Source organism: Azospirillum sp. B21 (assembly GCF_008364825.1).
In the GTDB taxonomy this organism is placed as follows: domain Bacteria; phylum Pseudomonadota; class Alphaproteobacteria; order Azospirillales; family Azospirillaceae; genus Azospirillum.
Genome location: NZ_VTTO01000001.1, coordinates 929,415 through 949,829, shown reverse-complemented (window position 1 = coordinate 949,829; position 20,415 = coordinate 929,415). Strand labels below are relative to the sequence as shown.

The 20,415-nt window shown below is 69.1% G+C and carries 21 protein-coding genes; 13 read left to right on the top strand and 8 right to left on the bottom strand.

What is annotated here, in order from left to right; all coding sequences use genetic code 11:
- Positions 1–130: 130 nt before the first annotated feature.
- The 3 genes from FZ983_RS04585 to paaX form a co-directional block, all read right to left on the bottom strand.
- Positions 131–1,159 carry a hypothetical protein gene (locus FZ983_RS04585; protein WP_149222369.1) on the bottom strand — a complete coding sequence of 343 codons (1,029 nt, stop codon included), beginning with the start codon at positions 1,157–1,159 and terminating at the stop codon, positions 131–133.
- Positions 1,160–1,421: 262 nt separating this feature from the next.
- Entirely contained in the window at positions 1,422–1,907 is a 486-nt protein-coding gene (locus FZ983_RS04580; protein ID WP_149222368.1) for a BLUF domain-containing protein, read from the bottom strand.
- 129 nt (positions 1,908–2,036) lie between these two features.
- Positions 2,037–2,981, bottom strand: coding sequence for a phenylacetic acid degradation operon negative regulatory protein PaaX (gene paaX, locus FZ983_RS04575; protein ID WP_149222367.1), 945 nt, complete (start codon positions 2,979–2,981; stop codon positions 2,037–2,039).
- Between the two features lie 447 nt (positions 2,982–3,428).
- On the opposite strand from paaX, the gene FZ983_RS04570 reads away from it, so the two are divergent.
- From FZ983_RS04570 to FZ983_RS04540, 7 genes are all read left to right on the top strand, one after another.
- Complete coding sequence (locus FZ983_RS04570; RefSeq protein WP_149222366.1) at positions 3,429–4,595, top strand: ABC transporter substrate-binding protein; 1,167 nt, start codon at positions 3,429–3,431, stop codon at positions 4,593–4,595.
- A 196-nt stretch (positions 4,596–4,791) separates the two neighbouring features.
- Positions 4,792–5,667, top strand: a complete 876-nt coding sequence (locus tag FZ983_RS04565) for a branched-chain amino acid ABC transporter permease (RefSeq protein ID WP_149222365.1) — start codon at positions 4,792–4,794, stop codon at positions 5,665–5,667.
- A 14-nt stretch (positions 5,668–5,681) separates the two neighbouring features.
- Positions 5,682–6,629 carry a branched-chain amino acid ABC transporter permease gene (locus tag FZ983_RS04560; RefSeq protein ID WP_149222364.1) on the top strand — a complete coding sequence of 316 codons (948 nt, stop codon included), beginning with the start codon at positions 5,682–5,684 and terminating at the stop codon, positions 6,627–6,629.
- Positions 6,626–7,450 (top strand): ABC transporter ATP-binding protein, encoded by an 825-nt coding sequence (locus FZ983_RS04555; protein WP_149222363.1) that lies wholly within the window; start codon positions 6,626–6,628, stop codon positions 7,448–7,450. Before FZ983_RS04560 ends, FZ983_RS04555 begins: the two co-directional genes overlap by 4 nt.
- 13 nt (positions 7,451–7,463) lie before the next feature.
- Positions 7,464–8,168 (top strand): ABC transporter ATP-binding protein, encoded by a 705-nt coding sequence (locus tag FZ983_RS04550; protein WP_063635298.1) that lies wholly within the window; start codon positions 7,464–7,466, stop codon positions 8,166–8,168.
- A gap of 193 nt (positions 8,169–8,361) precedes the next feature.
- Positions 8,362–9,012 (top strand): maleylacetoacetate isomerase, encoded by a 651-nt coding sequence (gene maiA, locus FZ983_RS04545; RefSeq protein WP_149222362.1) that lies wholly within the window; start codon positions 8,362–8,364, stop codon positions 9,010–9,012.
- A gap of 150 nt (positions 9,013–9,162) precedes the next feature.
- Positions 9,163–11,754 (top strand): ATP-binding protein, encoded by a 2,592-nt coding sequence (locus tag FZ983_RS04540; RefSeq protein WP_149222361.1) that lies wholly within the window; start codon positions 9,163–9,165, stop codon positions 11,752–11,754.
- A gap of 9 nt (positions 11,755–11,763) precedes the next feature.
- On the opposite strand, the gene FZ983_RS04535 is transcribed toward FZ983_RS04540, so the two are convergent.
- On the bottom strand, positions 11,764–12,678 hold the full coding sequence (locus tag FZ983_RS04535; protein WP_014248737.1) for a DMT family transporter: 915 nt from the start codon (positions 12,676–12,678) through the stop codon (positions 11,764–11,766).
- 205 nt (positions 12,679–12,883) lie between these two features.
- On the opposite strand from FZ983_RS04535, the gene FZ983_RS04530 reads away from it, so the two are divergent.
- The 3 genes from FZ983_RS04530 to FZ983_RS04520 all read left to right on the top strand — a co-directional run bounded on the left by FZ983_RS04530 (position 12,884) and on the right by FZ983_RS04520 (position 14,685).
- A complete protein-coding gene (locus FZ983_RS04530; RefSeq protein ID WP_149222360.1) occupies positions 12,884–13,459 on the top strand; it encodes a hypothetical protein in 576 nt (191 codons plus the stop codon).
- 56 nt (positions 13,460–13,515) lie between these two features.
- Positions 13,516–13,713, top strand: coding sequence for a hypothetical protein (locus FZ983_RS04525; RefSeq protein ID WP_149222359.1), 198 nt, complete (start codon positions 13,516–13,518; stop codon positions 13,711–13,713).
- Positions 13,714–13,872: 159 nt separating this feature from the next.
- The gene (locus FZ983_RS04520) at positions 13,873–14,685 is read left to right on the top strand and encodes a cold-shock protein (RefSeq protein ID WP_149222358.1); all 813 of its coding nucleotides are present in this window, start codon (positions 13,873–13,875) and stop codon (positions 14,683–14,685) included.
- Between the two features lie 18 nt (positions 14,686–14,703).
- Here the strand turns inward: FZ983_RS04520 and FZ983_RS04515 are convergent, their stop codons facing one another.
- The 3 genes from FZ983_RS04515 to FZ983_RS04505 all read right to left on the bottom strand — a co-directional run bounded on the left by FZ983_RS04515 (position 14,704) and on the right by FZ983_RS04505 (position 16,192).
- Positions 14,704–14,970: a DUF2934 domain-containing protein gene (locus FZ983_RS04515; RefSeq protein ID WP_149222357.1), complete on the bottom strand. Its 267-nt coding sequence runs from the start codon at positions 14,968–14,970 to the stop codon at positions 14,704–14,706.
- A gap of 35 nt (positions 14,971–15,005) precedes the next feature.
- Positions 15,006–15,440 carry a CBS domain-containing protein gene (locus tag FZ983_RS04510; protein WP_149222356.1) on the bottom strand — a complete coding sequence of 145 codons (435 nt, stop codon included), beginning with the start codon at positions 15,438–15,440 and terminating at the stop codon, positions 15,006–15,008.
- Between the two features lie 80 nt (positions 15,441–15,520).
- A complete protein-coding gene (locus FZ983_RS04505) occupies positions 15,521–16,192 on the bottom strand; it encodes an NnrU family protein (protein ID WP_149222355.1) in 672 nt (223 codons plus the stop codon).
- Between the two features lie 155 nt (positions 16,193–16,347).
- Here FZ983_RS04505 and FZ983_RS04500 point away from each other — a divergent pair, with 155 nt between their 5' ends.
- The 3 genes from FZ983_RS04500 (at position 16,348) to FZ983_RS04490 (ending at position 18,458) form a co-directional block, all read left to right on the top strand.
- On the top strand, positions 16,348–16,986 hold the full coding sequence (locus tag FZ983_RS04500; protein WP_149222354.1) for a DedA family protein: 639 nt from the start codon (positions 16,348–16,350) through the stop codon (positions 16,984–16,986).
- A gap of 138 nt (positions 16,987–17,124) precedes the next feature.
- Positions 17,125–17,691 carry a DUF4398 domain-containing protein gene (locus FZ983_RS04495; protein ID WP_149222353.1) on the top strand — a complete coding sequence of 189 codons (567 nt, stop codon included), beginning with the start codon at positions 17,125–17,127 and terminating at the stop codon, positions 17,689–17,691.
- The gene (locus tag FZ983_RS04490; protein ID WP_149222352.1) at positions 17,688–18,458 is read left to right on the top strand and encodes an OmpA family protein; all 771 of its coding nucleotides are present in this window, start codon (positions 17,688–17,690) and stop codon (positions 18,456–18,458) included. Before FZ983_RS04495 ends, FZ983_RS04490 begins: the two co-directional genes overlap by 4 nt.
- 91 nt (positions 18,459–18,549) lie before the next feature.
- On the opposite strand, the gene FZ983_RS04485 is transcribed toward FZ983_RS04490, so the two are convergent.
- A complete protein-coding gene (locus FZ983_RS04485) occupies positions 18,550–20,145 on the bottom strand; it encodes a phospholipase D-like domain-containing protein (RefSeq protein ID WP_149222351.1) in 1,596 nt (531 codons plus the stop codon).
- Positions 20,146–20,415: the final 270 nt, after the last annotated feature.

Sequence of the window (20,415 nt, the reverse complement as noted above, 5' to 3'; positions counted from 1 at the left end):
GGAGCTTTGTGCGAGAGCTTCGAGGGAGAGGGGACTGCCGCTGCGCTGCAAATCCTCCCTCTCCCTCGAAGAGGGGGAGGGTGGGACCCGCGGCGGAGCCGTGGGAGGGAGGGGGCCGCGAGGATGCGCCTCAAAACACCGGAATGATCTCGTCCATGTCGACGTCCCGCACTTCCTCGCCGGTGATGCCGACTTCGGGGATCGCCGGGAACGGGATGCCGTAGCGGTCCAGCACGCCCTTCAGGTTCAGCATGGCGTTGCGCCAGTTCTCCTTCTTCGCCTCGTAATCCGGGATGTGGAAGCCGGCGTTGCGGGCGATGGCCTCGGCCTCGCGCTGGGTGGCGATGAAGTCGTCGGGCAGGTCCCAGAACTGGGGCGGCGGTTCGAACAGCACGGCGGACAGGAACAGGTAGCCGGCGCGGATCTGCTTGGTGATGACGGACTTGTCCTCCACCGCCAGATGGGGATAGTCGCGCTCCATCACCGACATGCAAATCGCCATGTGGCGGCCTTCGTCGCGGCCGATGTTGCGGAAGGCCTCCTTGAACACCGGCTCGGTGCAGCCCGCCGCCATCTGGTGGAAGATGGTCGCCGCCGCGATCTCTCCCATCAGGAAGGAGCTGAACAGAACGGCCAGCGAGTATTTCGGAACCGCCTTCTTGTAGCCGTCCCAATAGCGCCCGCCGTTGTAGTACAGCCAGTGGGCGTTCTTCTGCAGCCGGCGGCCGAGATCGGTCTTCGGCTCGTAGGTCAGCGGGCTGGTGGCCTCCAGCAGCTTGGTGATGGCCAGCCCGCACATCTGCTCGTGGTTCTGCTCGTCCCGGGTCACGGAGAAGAAGCAGCGGCGGACCGGGTCCTCCTCATGCACCTCGTAGGTCTTGATCAGCGCATGGGCGAAGACCGGGGGAGCCGACGCGTCGAACACCGACAGGATGGTCCACCAATAGGCGATGGCCTCCCGCTCCTCCCAGCTGTAGCGCGACACGTCGAAGCTGTCCCAGGGCAGCTTGGCCGGGTCCCAGTTCTCGCGTTGGGCGGCGGCATAGACCTCTTCCAGCTTCTTGGTCTGCGACACCCAGGACAGCGGGTAGACGTTCGGCTGCGGCGTGGCGGGGGGGAACTCCATCGTATTGGCGATGGGGGTGTAGTCCTTGGACATGGGGGCGTTTCCTCCGGGACATTTCGGCGGGCGCTCACATTTCCATCGGCGCCCTGTGGTCTTTATATGACACGGAAAATCTTATATCTCAACATTTTCTGTATCATATAGACAGACTAAGGTTTTGCCTTAGGGAATTGATTTTGAACAGAAAACATGCAGAAGCGACGAATTGATCCAGATCAATTCGTTCGCCCTGCTGAATTTTGAAGATGGAATAGTATCGAAACGCCGTACCGGCCGAGCCTGCGCCGGATAGAAATCAGCCCCCCAAGAAGCAGGGGATGTTGCCGCGCACCAGTTCACGGGTGGCGGGATCGATGTCGGCCAGGATGCAGGCATGCATATAGGCGCGGGCAAGCACGTCGAGCGCGAAGTCGGCATCGTGCGACCGGCGGCGGAACTCTTCGATCCGGACCGGGGAACCGAAAACCGCCTGCCAGAAGGTCGGGGTGTCGAGCGGTCCGAAATTCATCGCCCAAAAGCCAAAATTGGGTTGGCCGGCCGAATTCTCGCGCAGGAGCAGCTCGACGTCGTTGTGGCGCGGATCGGCGGCGATACGGGCGTAAAGCCGCTCCACCACCTCGGCTTCGCCTTCCAGGACCTGCAGGAAGATGCCCTCGAATTCCACCAGGAAGCCGGTCACTCCCAACTCCCGGTTCTTGCGGGCGCTGAACAGGCAGATGTCGGCAAGCGCGCTGTAGGACAGTCGGTCAACAGCCTCGCTGCGGTAGACGATGGTCAGCATGGCGGTATCCCGGAAACGGTCGGATCGAACGGCGACGGTTCCAGCTTATCGTGATTCCTTGCATTTTATGTATAGGCTTTTAGCTGAGGCGGCTGGCGGGACGGGCGCCCATTGTCGCAGGGATGCAGGTCAACCGGCTGGGATGCTCTCCAGTCCGCCGAACCGGCCGTGGAAGGCCGGCTGCGCATCGGGCAGCGGACCGTTGGCGGTGGTCGCCGCCTGCATCAGGAATGCTTCCGATGGACCGGCCAGCCGACGGTAGAGGTTGCGGGTGAGCATTCGCGATTCCTGACCCGGCCAGTCGGCCGGCAGCAGGTCGGGCGGCAGCATCGGGTCACGCAGCAGGATGCGGCGGAAATCGTGGATCATCAGCGTGCGCAGGACGAAGCAGGCTGCCGGATCCGGCGTGTCTGCGGCATCGACCGCCGCCCAGACCGGACGGAAGTGATCCAGAAACGCCGCATAGTCGTGCTCGAGCTGATCGATATCCCAGCAGCCGCGCACCAGATCGCGCAACGCCCCGAACCCCTCCGCCCGGTCCAGGCTGGCCTTCATGTGGACGATCCTGTCGGCGACCCCCAATTCCGCCAGCGAACGGTGCATCGCCGCCTCGTCGCAGTTGGGGTGGGCGTAGACGGTGGCCGACGCAGCGCCGAAGCCCTGCCAGGTCAGTTCCCGCCGCAGGGCGTCGCGCGTCTCGGCGTCCAGCGCGTTGGGCGGCACCATCAGCAGGTCCCATCCGCGGTCCCATTCGCGGGCCAGCGGCGCGTAGATCCGCCGCTCCGCCGCGGCGAAGCGCTCCTTCCCGCTGTCGGTGACGCGATAGAAGCTGCGCCGGCCGATCTGGGTGTTGGTCAGCCAATCGTCCTTGCACAGCCGGAAGACGGAGGTGCGGATGATCCGCTCGCTCATGCCGAACAGGCCCATCAGGTCGATCAGGCTGCCCAGCCAGAGCGATCCGCCATGCGGCAGCACGGCATCGCCATAGATGGTGATGATCAGCGACTTCGCCCGCGGCGCGATCGTCTCGGTCAGCTGGGCGGCAAGGTCTTCGGGGCGGCGCGGGCGGGCCATGCGGTGGGGACGTCCTTATGGATACGGCTTGTGATGCGGGTGGAGCCGAACGAGGCGGCGCGACGGAGTTGTATACGAAACCCGGACCCGGTTGGGCCAGCGCCACGACAGCGCGGACGACGGGAGCGGAAAGCGCGCTGGCGGCCGATAGGAGGCAACTCGGACTTTCCGTTTGACAATCATTAATGTGATACACTACGTTGGTTCATCAAAGTAAATTTGTGTCATAAAACGAAACGACGATCCCCTGGGCCGAAGATGGAGGGATCGCAAAGGGAAGGGGACGCGGACGGCAACATCCGTACTTCGATTGTGGTCGCGGCGGCCAAAAATCTTCTTTCGAAACTGTTTCGTTTGAAACATTATGTGATGCAAATCGTCCCGCCGCGCCGGGATCGGGCCGCCGCCCGGTCCGGTGACAAGGCGGGCAGCCCAAGGGAGGACATCATGCGCAAACGCTTGTTCGCCACCATCGCCTTCACCGCCCTGACCGCCATGACGGCGGTGTCCGGCCTGCTGTCCGGGGCGGCGCAGGCCGCGGACCCGATCAAGGTCGGCGCCATCGTCTCGGCCACCGGCCCGGCCTCCTTCCTCGGCGATCCGGAGAAGAAGGTGCTGGAGCTGTATGCCGACCGCATCAACAAGGCCGGCGGCGTCGACGGCCGTCAGGTGCAATTGACCGTCTATGACGACGGCGGCGCGGCCGACAAGGCTGCCTCCTTCACCAAGCGCCTGATCGAGAGCGACGGCGTCGACGTGATCGTCGGCGGCACCACGACCGCGGCGACCATGGCGGCGGTGCCGCTGGTGGAACGCGCCGGCGTGCCCTTCATCTCGCTGGCCGGCGCCGTGGTGATCGTGGAGCCGGTGAAGAAGTGGGTGTTCAAGACCCCCCACACCGACCGCATGGCCGCGGAAAAGGTGATGGAGGACATGAAGAAGCGCGGACTGACCAAGCTGGCGCTGCTGTCGGAGGATTCCGGCTTCGGCAAGTCGGGCCGCGAACAGACCGTCGCCGTCGCGAAGGAGCGCGGGATCGAACTGGTCGCCGACGAAACCTATGGCGCCAAGGACACCGACGTCACCGCCCAGCTGACCAAGATCAAGAACAACGCGGCAGCGCAGGCGGTGCTGGTGTTCGGCCTGGGCCAAGGCCCCGCGGTGGTGACCAAGAACTACCGCCAGCTCGGCATCTCGCTGCCGATCTACCAGTCGCACGGCGTCGCGTCGAAGGAGTTCATCCGGCTGGCCGGCGGTGCCGCCGAGGGTGTCCGCCTGCCGGCCGCCGGTCTGGTCGTCGCCGCCCAGCTGCCCGACAGCGACCCGCAGAAGAAGGTCGTGACCGAGTTCACCAAGGTCTACGAGGACAGCTTCAACACCGAGGTCTCGACCTTCGCCGGCCATGCCTATGACGGTCTGATGATCGCTCTGGACGCGGTGAAGCGCGCCGGCGGCACCGACAAGGCCAAGCTGCGCGACGCCATCGAGCAGACCAAGGGCTATGTCGGCACCGGCGGCACCGTGACCATGAGCGCCAAGGACCACATGGGCCTGACGCTGGACGCCTTCCACATGGTGGAGGTCAAACAGGGTGACTGGGCGCTGGTGAAGTAGACCGCCGGTTCTGGGTTATCCCCTCTCCCCCCTGGGGAGAGGGTTAGGGTGAGGGGGATGCGTGGCGTGGATTCACAAGAGTTGTGACGCTGCGATCATCTCCGCCAATCCACCCTATGCATCCCCCTCACCCCGACCCTCTCCCCGGGGGGGAGAGGGGGAGATGTGTGCGGGATAGGATCACAGGAACCCAACGATGTTCGCGGAACTGCTGCAATACATGCTGTCGGGGCTGACCATCGGCGCGATCTATGCGCTGGCGGGGCTCGGCTTTTCGATCATCTACAACGCCAGCCATGTCATCAACTTCGCCCAGGGCGAGTTCATCATGGTCGGCGGCATGGCGTCGGCCACCCTGACCGCGTCGGGGGTGCCGTTGCCGCTGGCGATCCTGATCGGCTGCGGCGGCGCCATGCTGGTCGGCGTGCTGGTGGCGAAATTCGCCGTGGAGCGCGCCCGCAACGCCTCCACCGTCACCCTCATCATCATCACCATCGGCGCGTCGATCTTTCTGCGCGGCGTCGCCGAGCTGATCTGGGGCAAGGATTTCAAGCGGCTGGACGCCTTCTCCGGCGAAACGCCGATCCAGATCCTGGGCGCCTCGATGCAGCCGCAGTCGCTGTGGGTGGTGGGCACCGCCGGCGTTCTGATCGTCGCCATCGGCCTGTTCTTCAACAAGACGCTGACCGGCAAAGCGATCCTCGCCACCTCGCACAACCGGCTGGCCGCACAGCTGGTCGGCATCGACGTGAAGCGGGTGGTGCTCGCCTCCTTCGCGCTGTCGGCGGCGCTGGGCGCCATCGGCGGGGCTGTGGTGGCTCCCATCACCTTCTCCTATACCGAGATGGGCATCATGCTGGGGCTGAAGGGCTTCACCGCCGCGGTGCTGGGCGGCCTCGGCCACGGGCCCGGCGCGGTGGCCGGTGGGCTGATCGTCGGCGTCGCGGAGGCGCTGGGCGCCGGCTACATCTCTTCGGCCTACAAGGATGCGGTGGCCTTCGTCATCATCCTGGCCGTCCTTCTCTTCATGCCGAACGGACTGTTCGGCAAGCGCGGCACCGAACGGGTGTAAGGACCGGATAACCGATGAACGCACTCCTTCACGGGCGGCTGACCGGGCTTTTGGCACTGGGCGCGGTGATCGCGATCCTGCCGGCCTTCCTGCCCAACAACTTCTATCTCGACATCGCCATCCTGGCCGGCTTCAACGCCGTGGTCTGCGTCGGGCTGAACCTGCTGATCGGCTATGCCGGGCAGATCAGCCTGGGCCATGCCGGCTTCTTCGGCATCGGCGCCTATGCGTCGGGCGTGCTGGTCGGCACCTACGGCTGGCCGCCCGTGCTGGCGCTGCTGGCCGGCGCCGCCTTCGTCGGGCTGATGGCTTTCCTGGTCGCCAAGCCGATCCTGCGGCTGAAGGGCCATTACCTTGCCATGGCGACTCTCGGCATCGGCATCATCGTGTCGATCGTTCTGCGCACCGAAAGCGGCCTTACCGGCGGCCCGGACGGCATGATGGTGGAGCCGTTCAGGATCTTCGGCGTCGAGCTGTATGGCGAAAAGGTCTGGTACTGGGTGGTCGGCGTGTTGCTGCTGGGCGTCGTCTGGCTGTCCTTGAACCTGATCGACAGCCCGATGGGCCGGGCGTTGCGCGCCGTCCACGGGTCGGAGGTCGCGGCCGAGGTGGTCGGCGTCGACACCGCGCGCTTCAAGGTTCTGGTCTTCGTGCTGTCTGCGGTGTTCGCCAGCGTGGCCGGCAGCCTGTTCGCCCACTACGCCGGCCTGATCACCCCGGCCAAGGCCGACTTCTTCAAGTCGATCGAGCTGGTGACGATGGTGGTGTTCGGCGGCATGGCGTCCACCTTCGGCGCCGTCGTCGGGGCCGTGGTGCTGACGCTGCTGCCCCAGGCGCTGACCGTCTTCCAGGATTACCAGCAGATCGTGCTGGGCGGCATCCTGATGGCGACGATGGTCTTCATGCCGAAGGGCCTTCTTCCCACCCTGGCGGCGCTGATCCCGGCGCGGAGGCGGGCATGAACATGCTGACCACGACCGACCTCACCGCCGACACCACGGCCCAGGCCCGCCGCGTCGGCCCGCCGATCCTGAAGGTGGAACATCTCAGCCGCGAGTTCGGCGGCGTGCTCGCCGTCGGCGATCTCAGCTTCACCATCGCGGCCGGCGACATCCATTCGATCATCGGTCCGAACGGGGCGGGCAAGACCACGCTGTTCAACCTTGTGACCGGCGTCTACAAGCCGTCGGGCGGCCGGGTGCTGTTCGACGGGGCCGACGTGTCGGGCATGGCGCCCTACAGGCTGGCCGCCCGCGGCATGTCGCGCACCTTCCAGAACCTGCAGATCTTCTTCAACATGACGGCGCTGGAGAACGTCATGGTGGGGCGGCACCTGCACCTGAACACCCGGCTGCTGCCGGCGCTGTTCCGTTTCCCCTCGCTGGTGCGCAAGGACCGGGAGGCGCGTGACCGGGCCGCCCAGCTGATGACCGAGGTCGGGCTGGAGAAGTACATCGACGCCGACGCGGCCTCCATGCCCTACGGCGCCCTGAAGCGTCTGGAGATCGCCCGCGCGCTGGCGTCGGAACCGAAGCTGCTTCTGCTGGACGAACCGGCCGCCGGCCTGAACGCCACCGAAAGCCGCGAGATCGACGAGGTGATCAAGACCGTGGCGGGGAGCGGCGTCACCATCGTCCTGGTGGAGCACGACATGAAGATGGTGATGGGCATCTCGCACCGGATCACCGCGCTGAACCAGGGCCGCATGCTGGCCGAAGGCACGCCGCAGGAGGTGGCGGCCAACCCGGACGTCATCGCCGCCTATCTCGGCGCGGCACCGTAAGGGAGGCCCGGACATGCTTCTGGAAATCGAGGGCCTCAACAGCCATTACGGCCGTATCCACGCGCTGAAATCGGCCAGCCTGTCCGTGCGGGAGGGGGAACTGGTGGCGCTGGTCGGCGCCAACGGGGCCGGCAAGACGACGCTGCTGCGCACCCTGTCCGGCGTCCACCCCGCCAGCAGCGGGCGCATTACCTTCGACGGCTGCGACATCACCCGGATGAAGGCCTCGCGCCGCGTCGCCGAAGGGGTGGTGCAGGTGCCGGAAGGCCGGCAGCTGTTCGGCCCGCAGAGCGTGGAGGACAACCTCCGCCTCGGCGCCTTCCGCCGCGGCAGCGGCAAGCCCGACGACGACATCGAGCGGCTGTACGAGATGTTCCCGGTGCTGAAGGTCAAGCGCGACCAGCCCGCCGGCACCTTGTCGGGCGGTCAGCAGCAGATCGTGGCGCTGGCCCGCGCGCTGATGGCGAAGCCCCGCCTGCTCCTGCTCGACGAGCCCAGCATGGGGCTGGCGCCGCTGCTGGTGGCGGAGATCTTCGACGCGGTGCAGCGGTTGAAGCGCGAGGGCACGACCATCCTGCTGGTGGAGCAGAACGCCCATGCGGCGCTCGCCATCGCCGACCGCGGCTATGTGATCGAGACCGGCGAGATCGTGTTGAGCGACAGCGGCGCCGCGCTCCTGAGCAACGAGCGGGTGCGGCAGGCTTATCTGGGGCTGTGAGGGTTGGTAGAGTGTCGGCTTCGGCTGCCCCCTCCCTAACCCTCCCCCTCTTCGAGGGAGAGGGGACTGGCGCCGGACCTTTGCTTTAGCTCTCGCAAAGCTCCTACCCCCTCTCCCGCGATCGGACCGGCCTTCGGCCGCCTGAGGGCGGGGGAGGGGGCAACCGCCGCGACACTTCAACGGACCCACGCCCGTGAAACTCCACACCTACTTCCGCTCCTCCGCCGCCTACCGCGTGCGCATCGCCCTGAACCTGAAGGGGCTGGCGCCGGAGCAGGCCTTCGTCCATCTGCGCCGCGGCGAGCAGGCCAAGCCGCCCTTCGCCGACCTCAACCCGGAGCATCTGGTGCCGGCGCTGGAGGTCGACGGGCCGGACGGGCACCATGTGCTGACCCAGTCGCTCGCCATCATCGAGTATCTGGACGAGACTCATCCCAGCCCGCCGCTGCTGCCGGCCGATCCGCTGGGCCGCGCGCGGGTGCGGGCGCTGGCGCTGGCGGTGGCCTGCGACATCCATCCGCTGAACAATCTGCGGGTGCTGGGCCGGCTGAAGGCGATGGGCCACGGCCAGGAGGAGGTCGACGACTGGTACCGCCACTGGATCGCCGTCGGGCTGACCGCGCTGGAGGCTCAACTGGCCAGCGATCCGCGCACCGGCCGCTTCTGCCATGGCGACGCGCCGGGGCTGGCCGACATCCTGCTGGTGCCGCAACTGGCGAACGCCCGTCGGCTGGCCTGCCCGGTGGACGGCTATCCGACCCTGCTGCGCATCGACGAAGCCTGCCGTGCCCTGCCGGCCTTCGCCGCTGCCGCTCCCGACCGCCAGCCCGATGCCGAGGCGTGAGGCGGAATCGTCAGACGCCCGGCTGTTGTCCCGTCCAGGTCACATCCCACCCGTCGGTGTTAGCGGTTTCGCGATACTCTTCCGTGGTATAGAGGTAGCCGCGAATTGTGCGGGGACGACGGCCGGGCGATGTTGGGCAACTTTTCTTCGATGGCCTACGATCTTGCCGAGAACATCGCGGCAAGCGCCTTCGTCGTTCTTGCCTATACCTTCCTGATCCGCCGGTCCGGCGGCTGGAACCAACTCACTCGACAGGTCGTCTTCGGCGCGGTGATGGCGCTGACCGCCCTGTTCTCCATGGTCCACCCGATCCATGTCGGACCGGGCATCTTCATCGACGCGCGGACCCCGCTGATCGGGCTGGCCGCCCTGTTCGGCGGGCCGGTCTCCGCGGCGATGGCGGCGGCGGGCGTGGCCGGCTACCGCTTTTCCCTGGGCGGCGTGGGGATGGAGGCCGGGGTCGCCAATGCCGGGCTGTCCTTTCTGGTCGGCGTCGGCTTCGCCGTCTGGGTGAAACGGCGCCGCGTCGGGCTGGGGGTGCTGCCGCTCCTGCTGTTCGGCCTGCTTTTGACCCTGGCGTCGCTGTCCACGCTGGCCCTGCTTCCCAACCTGGATCTGGCGCTGCAGGTGGCGGGGCGGACGGCGGCGCCCATGCTGGCCATCGTGCCGCTCGGCACCCTGTTCCTCGGCGTCCTGCTGCTGCGCGAGCAACGCCATCACGGAGCCGAGCAGCGGCTGGGCGAGAGCGAGGCGCGTTACCGCCTGCTGGCCGACAATGCCACCGACATGATCCTGGAGATGAAGGCGGACGGATCGGTGCGCTATCTGTCGCCGTCGGTCCGCGACATCCTGGGTCATGATCCCGCGGAGCTCGTCGGCCGCGCCCCCGCCAACCTGCTGCACCCCGACGATCTGGAAAGTGCGGCGATGGCCTTCGCCGGCATGCAGCCGGGGTCGTCGCCCGTCACCTTCACCCACCGGCTGCGCCACCGCGACGGCCATTACCTGTGGGTCGAATCCAGCATGCGCCCGACGGTGGGGGCCGACGGCGTGTTCGTCGTGGTCGGCGTCGTCCGCGACGTGACCGAGCGCAAGCGTTATGAGGAGGAACTGTCCGCCGCCCGCGCCGAGGCCGAGGCGGCCAACCGCGTGAAGTCGGAATTCCTGGCCTCCATGAGCCACGAGATCCGCACACCGCTGAACGGCGTCATCGGGTTCGCGGACCTGCTGCTGGGCACCGACCTGACGCCGGAACAGCGCCAGTATGTCTCGCTTCAGCGCGAAGCCGGGCGCGGGCTGCTGGCGATCATCGGCGACATCCTGGACTATTCGAAGATCGAGGCCGGCAAGCTGGAGTTGGAGGAACGCGCCTTCGACCTGCACCGGCTGCTGCGCGACTGCCGCGACCTGATGAGCAACGCCGCCTCGCAGAAGGGGCTGCTGCTGCAACTGTCGCTGGGCAGCACGGTGCCGCGCTTCGTCCGCGGCGACGAGGCGCGCATCCGCCAGATCCTGCTGAATCTGGTCGGCAATGCCGTGAAGTTCACCGAACGCGGATCGGTGCTGGTCTCCGTCGGACTGCTGTCGGGGGAGGAGGACGGCCGTGGCGAGGGGGCGCCGGCCCTGGTCCGCTTCTCCGTCAGCGACACCGGACCCGGCATTCCGGCAGCCGATCAGGCGAACCTGTTCCAGCGCTTCAGCCAGGGCGACCGGTCCACCACGCGGCGCTTCGGCGGCACCGGCCTTGGATTGATCATCTCCAAGCAGCTGTCGGAGCTGATGGGCGGGCGGATCGGCGTGCAGAGCAGCCCAGGCGTCGGCAGCACCTTCCGGTTCGAGTTGCCGCTTCCGGTGGCGGAGGCTCCCGGTCTCGTGGCGGAACGGCGGGCGGAGGGTGCCGCCGGGCGCTTCGCCCGCATCCTGCTGGCCGAGGATGTGCCGATGAACCAGATCGTCACCTCCTCCATCCTCTGCAAGGCCGGCCACACGGTGGAGGTGGCGGAGGACGGCGTGCTGGCGGTGGAGGCGGTCCGCGGCGGCGAGTTCGATCTGGTCCTGATGGACATGCAGATGCCCCGGATGGACGGCTTGCAGGCCACCGCGGCGATCCGTCAGCTTGGCGGACGGCGGGGTGCCGTGCCCATCATCGCGCTGACCGCCAACGCGCTGACCGATCAGCTTCAGCTTTGCCTGGATGTCGGCATGAACGACCATGTGACCAAACCGATCGAGCGCGACACCCTGCTGTCGGCGGTCGACCGCTGGCTGGAAGCCAAGGCGGATGCAGATGCGAATGCTGCGGCGGGGGCTGCGGCGGATACTGCCCGGCCCGGCGGCGACGCGGAGGAGGCGGCCGTGCTGGCCGGGGTTGCTCCGGTGTCCGGCGGCGCGCCTGTGCTGAACCGCGGCGCGCTGGACACGCTGGCGGATACGCTGGGCGGCGACGTGCTCCCCCGCTTCGTCACCGGCACGCTGGCCGAACTGGCCCTGCGCGCCGACCGCATCAGCGAGGCGGAGACCATGAAGGACGCCGCCGCCGATGCCCATGCCATGGTGTCGCTGGCCGGCAATGTCGGCTTGCTGGAGCTGTCGCGGCTGGCCCGCATGCTGCAGCACGCCTGCGAACAGGATCGCCCCGACGTGCCGGCGCTGAAGGCGCAGCTGCGCGACGCCGTCAACCGCGCCTCCGCCGCGCTTCAGGCGGCGCTGCCCACCCTGGGCGTCGCGGTCGAGGCGCGCTGAGGATGTCTTCTATCGGTTGACGATCAGGGCCACGCCGGCCACGGCGACCGCGGCGCCGGCCCAGGCGCCCAGCGACGGGCGCTGGCCGGTCATCAGCCACATCATCGGCAGGATCAGCACCGGGCTCAGGGCCGACAGGGTGGCGACCACCCCGGCATTGCCGTGTGCCAGCCCGACCAGCAGAAGCGTCATCCCCAGACCGACGCCGAGCAGCCCGTTGCCGGCGACCTGCAGGGCGAGCTTCGGCGTCAGCCCGCGCGGCAGGAACAGGCCGCCGCCGGCCGCCGCCGCATCGCCGCCCCGCAGCGCCGACAGGGCGCCGATGGCGGTGAACATCAGCGCCGCCGTCGTCACCCGCACGGTGGCCGACGCGACCGGATCTGCGCCGGCCGCCATCACCGGCTTGGCGATCACCGATCCCACCGCCTGCGCCACCGCCGCCACCAGACAGACGCCGACGCCGGCCAACAGGCTGCCCTGCACCGCCTCCCAGTTGTGGGTGGAGCCGGACCGCAGGGCCACCGCCAGCATCACCCCCAGCGTCACCAGCACGATCCCCAGCGTCGTCCACGTCCCCAGCGCCTCGCCCAGCAGGGTGTAGCCGAGCAGGGCCGTCAGCGGGGCGTTGGCGGCATAGATCACCACGTTGCGCCGCGGTCCCAGCCGGCTCAGCGACCAGAACAGGGCCATGTCGCCCATCACGATGCCGGCCGCCCCCGACAGGGCCAGCGTCAGGACCGCTCCGGTGTCCAACGTCTCCCAGCCGCCCAGCAGCGTGGTGGCGACGAGCAGGACCGCGGCGACGATCGTCAGGCGCACGCGGTTGAACGCGATGGAGCCGAGCACCCGCACCGGCCCGATGGCGATCAGGCCGCCCGCGGCCCAGCACAGCGCCGCGCCGAGCGCAGCCATATTGGCGATCATGATGAACTTATGAACCGTTGGTTGAGGTCGTGGACCGGCACTCTACAGCAGCCGGCGACTGCCCGCGAAATGAGCAAGCTGCATGGCCGGACCTCTCTTCCGCCCGGCCATCGGAACCAGCCATCGGAACCCGGCCCTGCCGGTCGCCGTTGACTCGGTTGACATACGTCGTCTGTGGCACAGCCAACCGAGGAGGATGCGACCGATGCGGACAGATTTCACGAGGCTTGGCCCCGTCGCCCCCCTCGCGCTTGCGGTGGCGGCCGGGCTTCTGGCCGTCCAGCCGGCTGCTGCACAGAGCGGATGCGCCGCGATGGTGGAGCAGTTCGCCGCCAACCGCGGCCTGTCGACCGAACCGCCGCCGGTCGCCGTCCCGGACAGCGCGCCGCCCGGCCTGTCCGGCTCGACCCCACGCGATGAGCTGGGCTCCGGTTCCGGATCGGGCACCAGCAGCGAGGACCTGGCCCAGTCCGGCGGCATGGTGGCGCCACCCGCCGTCGGCGACCGGTCGGTGATCGAACCCCCGGCGACCGGCAGCAACATGCCGACCGCCCCCTCCGTCGCGCCGCAGGCCAACTCCCGCGCGATGCCGGACAGTGGGCCCGGGGGCTCCGGCGGGGCCAACGGGCCTATGGGGCAGGCGGCGCGCAACGCCCAGTTGGAGGCCCTGGTCACGGCGGCCCGCAGCGCCGCCCGCGATGGCGACGAGGCCCGCTGCATGGAAAGCCTGAACGACGCCCGCCGCCTGTCGCAGACGCCTCCCGGCGGCCAGGGCGGCTGACCGGCCGCACCCCACTTCTCCCACCGCCGCCCTTCCACCGATGGAGAACACCGAGCATGAATTTCAGCCTTGGTCCTTTTCCGCCGTCTCCGCCGCGCGAGCCGTCCATTCCCCCGGTCGGTCCCGACGAGCCGTTGCCTGTGCCGGGCGATCCGTCCCGCCCGCCGCTGGGGGAACCGCCGGCACCGATCCCCGTTCCGCCGCGCGAACCGCCGCCGGTGCCCGACCGTCTGATGGACCGCCTGATGGGATGACGGCCTGGCCGTAAGATTTTACAGCCTGTCCGGCGTATTCGGAGCGGTCCCGACTTGCCAAAGCCGCCAGGACGGGCGATGTGTCAGAGGTTGGCGTCCGCCGGTCCATGTCGGGACAGGTTCGGGCGCCGCTTCTGTTTGCCGGAGTTCGGGTTTCCCATGTACAATCAGCCGCCCCGCAGCCACGTCTATCGTCAGCCCAACGTCGTCGCCACCCAGGTGACGGCCACCGTGAAATGGTTCAACCCCGAACGCGGCTACGGCTTCGTCAAGGTCGGGGACAGCGGCAAGGACGCCCTGCTGCCGGCCTCGCTTGTCGTGCCCGCCGGCCACACCACCCTGCCGGACGGCGCCACCGTCGTCGTCGACATCGTCGAGGATCGCAAGGGCCAGCAGGTCAGCGTCCTGCATTCCGTCGACCTCTCCACCGCCGCCGCCCCGGCCCGTCCGCAGGGACGCGACCGTAGCTTCGGCGAGCGCAGCTTCGGTGATCGGGGTGGCGATCGGGGCGGTGACCGCGGCTTTGGTGATCGGGGCGGCGATCGCGGGTTCGGCGCGCGCCGCGATGCCGGTGGTCCGCGTGACCGCAACTTCGGAGACCGGGGTGGCGACCGCGGCGGCTTCCAGGACCGCGGCCAGGGTCGCGGCTTCCAGGATCGGGGCCAAGGTCGCGGTTTCCAGGACCGGAGCCAGGATCGTGGCCAGGACCGTGGTGGCTTCCAGGATCGCGGTCCCCGCCGTCCGCAGCAGGACAGCGGCCCGACCAGCGAGATGGGCGCCACCGTGAAGTGGTTCAACGGCGGCAAGGGCTATGGCTTTGCGCAGCCCGACGGCGGCGGGCGCGACGTGTTCATCCCGGCCCGTGCGCTGGAGAGTGCCGGCCTGCGCGGCCTGGACGACGGACAGCGCGTGCGCATGACCGTGCGCCAGACCGAAAAGGGCATGGAAGCGGTCAGCCTCAAAGTCGAGTGACCGCTTCCGCCGCCCGGCCTACCGGTCGGACGGTACTGTGGACTGCCCCAGATGCTCCGCCGCTTCCCGCTGGTTGCGGGCGGCGGGGTCGTCGGGGACGGCAAGCCCGGCATCCGGGCTGTTGACGCGGGGACCGCCCGAGTTGCGGCGGTCCTCCTCCTCGATCTCGCGGGCGGCCTGCGCCCAGTGATCGAGATGGCGGTGTTCGGGCCGCCCCTCTTCTTCCCAAAGCTGATAGGCGCGTTCGCGGACCCGCGGGTCGTCCGGACCCAGTGTGTGTTCCATGATGGTCGGCTCCACTTCGAAGGGTTGCGGGCCGGTCAGCTCCGGTCCGGCTGGGAGGGGGAGGAGATCCGCTCCAGCGCGCCTTGCACGGCGCGGTCGTTCTTGGCTTCGGTTGCCAGATCGCCCAGCGAGACGATGCCCGTCAGGCGGTCGTTGCGGTCGACCACCGGCACGCGCCGGATCTGCTGGCCGGCCATCAGTTCGGTGACGCTGCCGACCGGGTCGTCCTCGTAGCAATAGCGGGGATTGGCGGTCATCACCTCCGCCACCTTGCAGCGGTCGGGCTGCTTTCCGGCCGAGATGGCGCGGACGGTGATGTCGCGGTCGGTCACCACGCCGACCAGATCCCGTCCTTCGCAGACGGGCAGGATGCCGACGTTCAACTGGTCCATCAATTGCGCGGCCCGGCGGATGCTGTCGTCGGGCCGGACCGTCTGCACGTCGCGGGTCATGATCTCGCGGATTTTCATGCGGGGGCTTCCTGGCACAGTGGCGGTGAGGCGCGGTACTCCAGTCCCGTCTCAACAGATGCGCCAGTCCACCGTCGCGCTCAACCTATCCAGTAGAGGGGATCCACCCCGAAGAGCCAGGGGTGCAGCAACAGCATGCCCCCATAAGCGGCCAGCCCTCCGGCCAATCGCGCCGCTCCCATTTCCTTCAGCCCCGTCAGCGCGCCACGCACCCCCTGGGGTCCGGCCAGCGGCAGAAGCGAGGTCTCCGCCCGGAAGGCGCGGCCGGCCGGGCTGCGGCCCAGGACGATCTCGTTCTTGACCAGCGCGAACAGCGCGATGGCCGCCATGGTGCCGAACAGCAGCACGCGGCGCCCGTCGCCGGTGGCGTTCAGATGCGCACATGCCCACAGCAGCAGCGCCAGGCTGCCCGGCGCGCGGGTCAGGCGGTAGATGCCGTGCGGCGGGTTGGGCGCGCTTTGGCTGCCGAAGCGGGTGGTGACGCGGGCGACCAGCAGCAGGAAGACCACCGGCATCACCACCGCCACCAGCGGCGCCGCCCAGTCGAAGGGCGTGAACACCACCTCCCCGCCGTCGGCGGCGCGATAAGCCAGCACGAACAGGGTCAGCGTCAGCAGCGAGCCGACGGAATGGATCGTCACGAAGCCGCCACGGCCGAGCCGGGCGATCAGGGCGGGCCGCACCCCCGGCCAGGACGGCAGGGCATGGCTGAGGAACAGCAGGGCGGCGGCAAGGGCGAGGGATACGGTCATGATGGAGACACTAAACCGTGGACGAACGGCCCACGCCTTGACTCGGGTCAAGAGGGAGGGTGGGTCAAGAGCGGATCGGGTCGGGAACGCCCGCACCGGTCGCGCGGTTCACAGTATCGAACCCGTCCAATCCACGGCCAAACCCCGTCGAGCAAATGACCGAGTGGATCATCCAGATCGTGCAGCAGTTCGGCTATCTGGGCATCTTCCTGATGCTGATCCTGGCTCGCGCGCTGCCGCCGATCCCGGCGGAGACGGTGATCCCGCTGGCCGGCATGGGGGCGGCGACGGGGGAGTTCAACCTGCTGCTGGTGGCGCTGGCCGCCGGGCTCGGCTCCGCGGTGGGGGAACTGGTGTGGTATGCGCCGGCCCACTGGATGGGGCGCGAGCGGTTCGAAGCCTTCCTCGGCCGCCACGGCCACTGGCTGACCGTGAAGCCGGAGCAGGTCCATCGCGCCACCGGATGGTTCGCCCGGCGCGGCGGCCTTGCCGTCCTGCTGTGCCAGCCGTTGCCGGGCCTGCGCACCCTGATCTCCGTTCCCGCCGGGGCCTGCGGGCTGCCGATGGGGGTGTTCCTGCTCTATGCCGCGGCGGGGGCGACGCTGTGGTCGCTGGTTCTCGCCTGCACGGGCTATCTGGTGCGGGTGGGTTTCCCCTGGATCGCCGACCTGATGGTGCCGGGGACGCTGCTGCTGTTCATCGCCCTGATCGGCGCCTATGTGCTGCGGCTGGTCCGCCACCGCCGCGACAGCCGACGCGCGGCCCAAACCGGGGTGTCGCGCAGCGGAGGTTGATTCGCTTTGGAAGCGCCGTGGAACCTTCGTGCAGGCTTGCGCGTTGGAGGCACGAACCACCCGAACGGACATGGCCTTACGGCCAGTAGCGTCGGCCAGGATTTTCGGCGTGAGCCGCTTCCGAAAGGACCCAACGCGATGACCCGCAATTCCGCAACGACGAACCGGTGGCGTGCCGCCGCCGTCCTGTCGGCGGCGCTCGGCATGGCCGCCTGCGCCTCCGACGTGCCGCCGCCCACCGCCCAACTCGGTGCCGCCTCCCAGGCGGTACAGGAGGCGGAGCGTGCCAACGCCCTGCAATATGCGCCGGTCGCCCTGCAGAGCGCCCGCGACAAGCTGGCCGCCGCCGACAAGGCGATGCGCGCCGACGAGCGCACCCGCGCCCGCCGCCTCGCCGAGGAGGCCCGCGTCGATGCCGAACTGGCGACGGTGACTTCGCAGCGCGCCGTGACCCAGCAGGCCGCCACTGCGGTTCGCCAGTCCGCCACCCCGACCGTGCCGCAGTCGGCGGCCGCGCCCACTGCCGCGCCGGGCGCCGCACCGGTCTACAGCGGTTCGACGTTGGGCACGCTGCCCGCCACCGGCTCCGGCGCAAGCGGCTCCAGCTACCCCGCACCGTCCGCCGTTCCGCCGGCGCCCGCCGGTTCGCTCGGCACCAGCACCGGCAACAGCTGGGGCTACAGCTATCCGGAGGTGCGGCAATGAGCATGCTCGCCCCCCGCACCTTGCTGGTGCTGGCCGGCCTCGGGCTCGGCCTTGCCGGCTGCGCCACCCAGCCGACCGACAGCGCCGCCCTGACCCAGGCGCGCCAGGACTACAGCCTCGCCGCCGCCAACCCGCAGATCGCCGGCAACGCCCCGCTGCAGCTGCGCGACGCCGAGCAGGCGCTGCGCCGGGCCGAGGCTCTGCGCGACCAGGGCGCCGACGCCTCCGAGGTCGCTCACCAGGCCTACATCGTCAGCCGCCGCGTGCAGATCGCGCAGGAGACGGCCGGGGTGAAGGGCGCCCAGACCGTGGTCGCCAATGCCGACACCTACCGCCTCCAGGCCCGCAACACCGAGCTGGAGCAGCAGCTGCGCGATCTCCAGGCCCAGCGCACCGAGCGCGGCCTCGTGATGACGCTCGGCGACATCCTGTTCTCCACCGGCCGGGCGGAACTGACTCCCGGCGCCTATGAGCGCATGGACCGGCTCGCCCAGTTCCTGCAGGCGCATCCGGCCCGCACCGTGCGGATCGAAGGCCACACCGACAACACCGGCAGCGACACCACCAACCTGCGCCTGTCGGAAGCCCGCGCCCAGGCTGTCCGCGACGCCCTGTCGGCGCGTGGCGTCTCGCCGTCGCGCATCGTCACCCAGGGCATGGGCGAGGCGCAGCCCGTCGCCTCCAACAGCAACGATGCAGGCCGCCAGCAGAACCGCCGCGTCGAGATCATCATCTCCGACGACGGCACGGTGGCGCAGACACGCTAAAGGGGGCTTCGCGCCCCCTCCCCACCGCCTCGCACAGGGCCCCTCTCCCGCGCGCAGTGGGGGAGGGGCCTCGGCCTGAGAACGAAAAGCCCTACCGACCGCGCTCCTCCTTCCGCACCGCCCGAACCACCCCCCAGGCACCGGCCGCCAGACCCACGGTCAGCAGCGCCGCAGCGGCCACCCGCAAGGCGGAGCGCGGCGGTGCCGGCAGGCGCTTCCACGGGGCCCAGGCCTCGTCCGGATGGTCGGGATCGGCGATGCGCAGGGCGGCGAAGGCCTGTTCGGTCAGGCTGGGATCGGTGGCGGGAAGATCCACCAGACGGCGACCGGACTGCCGGCACAGGCGGCCGATGGCGGCGATCAGGCTTCCCGTCTCCCGCAACTCGGCCTCAAGCCGGTCCTGCTCGATGCCCATATGCTCGGCCAGCAGGCGGTTGCGCACGCCGGTGATGGCGTCCGCCGCCCGGTCGCGCCCGGGACCGTCCGCCTCCGGCGCCTCGATGGTCAGGTCGCATTCGCTGTCGTAGCCCATCGAGCGGTTGTTCAGGTTCGAGGAGCCGATGCGCAGCAGCCGGCCGTCCACCGCCACCACCTTGGAATGGACGATCACCGGCGCCCCCTGGTCCGTCACCGGGGTCATGGCGCGCAGGCGGCCGAAGCGGTCGGCCTCGCGCAGGCAGCGCAAAGCGACCGAGCGCGGCGTGTCCATTGCCATGCGGTCGAACCAGCTCGGGCTTTCCATCGAAACCACAACCACCACCTCCGGCCCGTCGGGCTCGGCCAGCCGTCGGGCCAGCGCATCGGCGACGCGGGCTGAGGCGAAATACTGGTTCTCCAGATAGATGGTCCGCTCCGCCGCGGCGATGGCGGCGAAGGTCAGCGCCTCGCTCTCGCGGATCGCCGGGCTGTCGTCGGTCGCCGGCACGGTGCGCGACACGCCGATCACCGCGTCGGTCAGCACCGGGTGGGAGCAGTCGCGCAGCGGGCAGTCGGGCCAGGGGTCATGATCCGGCGGCGGGCAGGGCTCCAGTGCCTCACCGGTGGCGCAGCGCCAGCGCTCCCGCGCCAGTTCGGACAACGCGCGGGCGGCGTCGCCGTCGACCATCATCATCACGTCGTGGCGAGGACCGTAGGGCTCGCCATCCGGGCCGCGGCGGCGCGGGTCGTCGTCGCGATGCTCCGAGGTGTCCCAACGGTCGAAGGAGAAGTCGATGCCACCGCAGAAGGCGAGCGCGTCGTCGATCACCAGAATCTTCTGGTGCTGGGCGGCGCCGACAGGCAGTTCCCCGTCCAGCCGGGCGTTCAGCCGGCGGCCGGTGTTGCGGTCCCAGCGCTGCAGCGGCTCGTGCGGGTGGTCGAGCGCGATGGGGAAGGGCATGTCCCATTTCAACGCCCGCACATGCAGGCCGGGGCGCGACCGCATCAGCCGGGCCAGGAAGCGGCCGAGCGTTTCCGGGCTGTGGGGATCGAGCCGCATGCGCGGATCGACGTCCCAGCCGACCAGCAGGATCGAATGCTGCGCCTTTTCCATCGCGGCACGGGCGGCGACGAAATAATCGGCACCGTCGACGAGAACCGCCACCCGCCCGGCCCGCTCCGTCCGCCAGCAGGTGACGCCGGGGCGCAGCACCGGCCCGGCTGTGGGTTGCGGGGAATGGATCGGCGGGGCGGAAGGATTGAGCTTCATCGGGAAAAATCGACTCCGGGTGCGGCGGAAACGCATGAAAACCGTCCGGTCGGCTGTCCGGCACACTGTCCGCCTCGCGGCTTGAACCCCGGCGCGGGCCCGATGTTCCCGCCGCAGGCCCGGTGCGTCGGGATCACGCCGAAGGAGGCCCGGCAGCCACGCTTTTGCCGCGGATTCCTGAAAAAAGCGCATTCGTCGATCGAAACCATGGCCGGATTGCCCTGTTGAACCCAGTGAAAGAGGCGATGGCCCGGCCGGCAAGCGCGACGC